Genomic DNA, 4,396 nt, shown 5'->3' with positions numbered 1-4,396 from the left:
TCTTACTAAAAGAAGCGCAACTGCTTCCGACTACTTCGTCGGGGGACGCAGCTTCGGCTGGTTCACCAACGGCTCGGCGATTGGCGGCGATTATTTGAGCGCAGCCACCTTCCTTGGGATTGCCGGTCTGACCTATCAGCTAGGCTATGACGGTGCTTACTATGCATTTTGCTTCTCGATCGGCTTGACACTCTTGGCAATTTTCGTCGCTGGACCGCTTCGCAAGTTCGGAGCCTATACAGTCGCTGACTTTTTGGCCTACCGGTTCCACAGCCGACGCGCCCGCCTTGCAGCCGTCGCTGTCGTACTTGCTATTTCCGGTTTCTATGCAGCCCCTCAGTTGCTTGGCGCTGCGCAGATTCTAAGCATGTTTTTTGGCACCAGCTATGAATTCGGAATCATTTTTACTTGCTCAGTGATGATTTTCTATGTAGGAATCGGAGGCATGAAGGGAACTACCCTTAACCAGGCGCTTGAATTATGGATTCGCCTTGGCGCGTTCCTCCTCATGGTCGGCGCAGCCATCTGGGGCGGACTTCATTATCAGGATATCCTGGCATCAATCAATGAGTTCAAAGGAACGATCACAGGTACAGCAGGCTTTACCACTGACGGAAAGGATATTCCTTTCGACGGTTCTGTCTGGACTGGAACAGGCAACTACTTCCCGTCCTTCTGGCAAACGATGTCGATGACAATCGGGCTTTCACTTGGTACGATCGGCCTTCCGCATATCCTGTTGCGCTTCTACACAAACCCAAGCGCGAAAGCAGCCCGCAGGTCCGCTCTAATGGCGATCGGAATCGCGAGCGCGTTCTTCTTGTTCGCTGTTTACCTTGGTGTAGTCGGACGCTCAATCTTCCTGACTGGCAACGCTGATCCAGCTGTCATGAAAGATCTGATTGCCGGAGGCAACAACATGGTTGTTCCATCAACAGCACAGGCCCTTGGCGGAGAATGGCTGCTTGGCCTTGTCATTGCCGGCGCATTCGCAGCCGTGTTCTCGAACCTTTCCGGGCTGTTCATCGCAAGCTCCGGTGCCCTGGCCCATGATTTGTACGCAACCTTCTTCCGTAAAAATATTACCGAAAAGGAGCGGGTAATCGCTGGTAAAGCCTCCATCATTGTGCTCGGAGTTTTATACGGAATCCTTGGCCTGATGGTAAAAGAAGCATCCATCGGCCACCTGGTCGCCCTCGCCTTCACCGTGGCGGCAAGTACGTTCACACCAATCTTCATTCTTGGAATCTGGTGGAGAGGAATGACGGAAAAAGGAGCGATCGCTGGCCTTGTATTGGGTCTCGTTTCCTCCATGTACATGATTTTCTTCAAGACGACACTGCCAGAGTTCCTGCAGTTCAACGTACCTGGAATCATCACTGTGCCAATCGGATTCCTGTCCGTATACATCGTTTCAAAACTCGACCGAAAAGTACCATCTGATGTGAATGAATTTATGAAACAAGTTCATTCCAAAGAGTCGGAAGCAGCGTAAACGTTCTGATTTAGGTGTATATTCTATATAAATGACAATGAAAAAGGCGTGCAAAACTGACATCAGTTTTGGCACGCCATTTTTCTGTTTTATGATGACTTCACATCTAATATATACAATCCTTATTTTACATAAGCAGCCTTTAGTTCAAGAAGAAATTGCGAGTTTATTACTGAGTTTCTCTACAAGAATGCATGTCCATCCCAAGATATATATAAATTTCTTAATGGCATTAGATTTCAGGGGAAAATAATTAAAAATAATAACCAGTACAGCTAAAGTTTGTACTTTAAATCAAGATACAAATCAGTTATAAAATTCATTAACAAGGCAAACTGTATTGTAGCTAGTAACTCGTGCCTAGTTCTTTTTCTGGGCATTTTTAGTGCAACTAAAAGAACTAATATAACTGTCACTATAAAGATCTTCACCAAGAGGAACACCTCGTTTTTTAAAAAAACAACAATAGTTAACCATATTATCATTATCTAATCGATGAATTATTCTTCTTTAATAAACCTACTTCATTTGTACAATAAGAAAGCCCCGCTTATACATTAACTACCTAAACAAAAAGAAGCTTTGTGAGATAAACGCACCCGAGTGTTGAAAATGATTAAATTAGAGGGTAAAGCATAGAGTCTTTACACTATCTTTTAATATTCACCCTTATTTATATCTGCTTAATATTTCTTCTGGAATATGACAATAATCATTTGGACATTTAGCTAACCTATCTTGATGTTCTTCTGCACTTCTCACATAGTTTGTAAGAGGCAATACTTCAACAACGATAAGGTCATAATCATTTCTCTCACTAAGAAACGCCTTCGCCTCTATTAAGTGTTCAGGCTTTTCACTATATACTCCTGTTCTGTATTTCTTGCCAACATCCTGTCCTTGTTTATTCAAACTGTAGGGATCAATAATTTCAAAAAAATATCCCATTAATTCCTTCATCGTTACAACCTTTGGATCAAATCCTGTTTTTACACATTCGGCGTAGCCATCATAATCACCATCAAGTGTTTGACTTGTTCCATTAGCTCTTCCCGCTTCTGTAAACTGAACTCCAGGTAAAGTTTTTATAAAAGCTTGTACTCCCCATAAACATCCACCTGCAAAATATACTATTTCCATATTGATTCTCCTCTTTGTTTACACACCCAAAATTTTCAAAAGAAAAGTCTGCATTACTATGATAGTGCTCATTCAAACTACTGTTTTAAACACCTTCAGATTACTAGTAATATTCAATAAAAAGAGCATTAAACCCTTCTAAGATCAATGCTCTTAACAACTGTTTACACAAAGAGAAGCCAGGAATTCTCCCCGGCTTCTCTATTTTCTATATTGACTCTGCAACCCTCCCAGCAGTCTCTCCCTGTGTCTCCACATAAAGTGTCCTGCTTGGGAACGCGACGGATACGCCTTCTTCGTCAAGGATTTCCATGATCGCGAAGTTGATTTCTTCCTTCACATCCAGGTATTCTGCCCAGACGGTGGTTTTCGTGAAGAAGTAAAGGAAGATGTCGAGGCTGCTGTCATTGTACTCATCAAACTTCACAAAAATCGTATCTGGATGGATGTCGTCGTTTGCTATCAACATCTCTTTAATTCTGTGAATCGTTCTTTGCAGTTTCATTCTAGGTGTGTCATACGTTACACCAAGCTTGAAGGTAATTTGTCTTTTCCCCATCTTGCTCCAGTTTGTAATTGATTCATTCGCTAAAATAGCGTTCGGAACCGTGACCACAGCTTGCGCGAAGGTGCGGACTCTCGTGCTTCTGAAAGAAATGTCCTCTACCGTCCCCTCGACACTCGGCGTCTTGATCCAATCACCAATCGTAAAAGGTTTTTCCGTAATAATGATGATGCCGCCGAACAGATTCCCGATTGCGTCCTTCGCCGCCAGCGCGAATGCGAGACCGCCAAGGCCAAGACCGGCAATAAATCCGTTCACATCGTACTCAAAAACCTGAGCGATGATACTAATGCTGATCGCGACGATGATGAACCGGATCGCCTTCGAGAAAAATGGAATCAGGATCTGGTCGATTTCCATATTAAAACGATCATTGATTTTCATGAAAAGCAGCGATGAACCCGAAGACAGATTATAGAGACCCCATGCAATCAGCATGATGATCGATGCTCTGATAATCTTTAAAAATAGCGGATTCGATTGCTCCATATACGGAAAATAATCCGCCGCAACATAGATTCCTATAATGATAAACAACCAACGGATCGGCTGCTCAAATGCGACGGTTATATTGGAGAAAAGTTCAGTCGGCGTTTTCTGGCCTAGTTTTAACATCAGCTTGAACACATACTTTGTGAAGAGCTTCCTGAACAATAGGAATAAGAAGAAGATTCCTATGGAAATCCCCAGACTTTCCAGCACTTCATAAGACAAAAAGTTTTCCCACATTTCGTCATTCCCCTCTCTCTTTTTTCACTCGTTCCATCATAACATAAAAACTTTTCTTGAAAAAAATCGACAGGAATGATTTGTATCACTACTTCTTGCTTGGAGAAGTGTTATTTTTAGCATGAGAAACATTATCAGTTATTACTTATGCACACTCTAGGAGGAAATATAATCATGAGTGAAATGATAAATAATCGTGAATTGAAAGCAATGGATCCTGCGAAACGCAAGGCGACTTTAAAGCAGCTTTTCAAAGATCTGCATGATGGGAAAAATGTGAATGAGGTCAAAGCTCATTTTGATGCTTTTATCGGAAAAATAACCATCGAGGAAATTGCCGGCCTACAGCATGTCGAGCTGATCGAAGGCGATATATCCGTTACGGAAATGCAGCGTATTTATGCGGCACACTCCGACCTTTTTAAAGGAGCAATCGAAGAGAATGAATCCGTGTATGGACCAGAAAA

At 42.6% G+C, this 4,396-nt stretch carries 4 protein-coding genes; 2 read left to right on the top strand and 2 right to left on the bottom strand.

What is annotated here, in order from left to right:
- Positions 1–1,495, top strand: a 1,495-nt coding sequence (locus tag ACH0QE_RS06115) for a cation acetate symporter (protein WP_415799807.1), incomplete at its 5' end; no start/stop codon positions are given.
- A gap of 669 nt (positions 1,496–2,164) precedes the next feature.
- Here ACH0QE_RS06115 and ACH0QE_RS06110 read toward each other — a convergent pair.
- Positions 2,165–2,635, bottom strand: coding sequence for a peptide-methionine (S)-S-oxide reductase (locus ACH0QE_RS06110; RefSeq protein WP_415799806.1), 471 nt, complete (start codon positions 2,633–2,635; stop codon positions 2,165–2,167).
- Between the two features lie 208 nt (positions 2,636–2,843).
- Positions 2,844–3,929, bottom strand: coding sequence for a mechanosensitive ion channel family protein (locus tag ACH0QE_RS06105; RefSeq protein WP_415799805.1), 1,086 nt, complete (start codon positions 3,927–3,929; stop codon positions 2,844–2,846).
- A 174-nt stretch (positions 3,930–4,103) separates the two neighbouring features.
- Here ACH0QE_RS06105 and ACH0QE_RS06100 point away from each other — a divergent pair.
- Positions 4,104–4,396 (top strand): DUF438 domain-containing protein (locus tag ACH0QE_RS06100; protein WP_415799804.1); only part of this gene is annotated, 293 nt, incomplete at its 3' end.

It is taken from the genome of Mesobacillus sp. (genome assembly GCF_047739415.1).
In the GTDB taxonomy this organism is placed as follows: domain Bacteria; phylum Bacillota; class Bacilli; order Bacillales; family Cytobacillaceae; genus Mesobacillus.
The sequence above is the reverse complement of the archived record's forward strand: the minus strand, read 5'-3'. Positions and strand labels throughout refer to the sequence as shown.

Excerpts from the sequence above, each read along its gene's own strand:
- ACH0QE_RS06110 (WP_415799806.1), bottom strand. The coding sequence starts at position 2,635 with ATGGAAATAGTATATTTTGCAGGTGGATGTTTATGGGGAGTACAAGCT.
- ACH0QE_RS06105 (WP_415799805.1), bottom strand. The coding sequence starts at position 3,929 with ATGTGGGAAAACTTTTTGTCTTATGAAGTGCTGGAAAGTCTGGGGATT.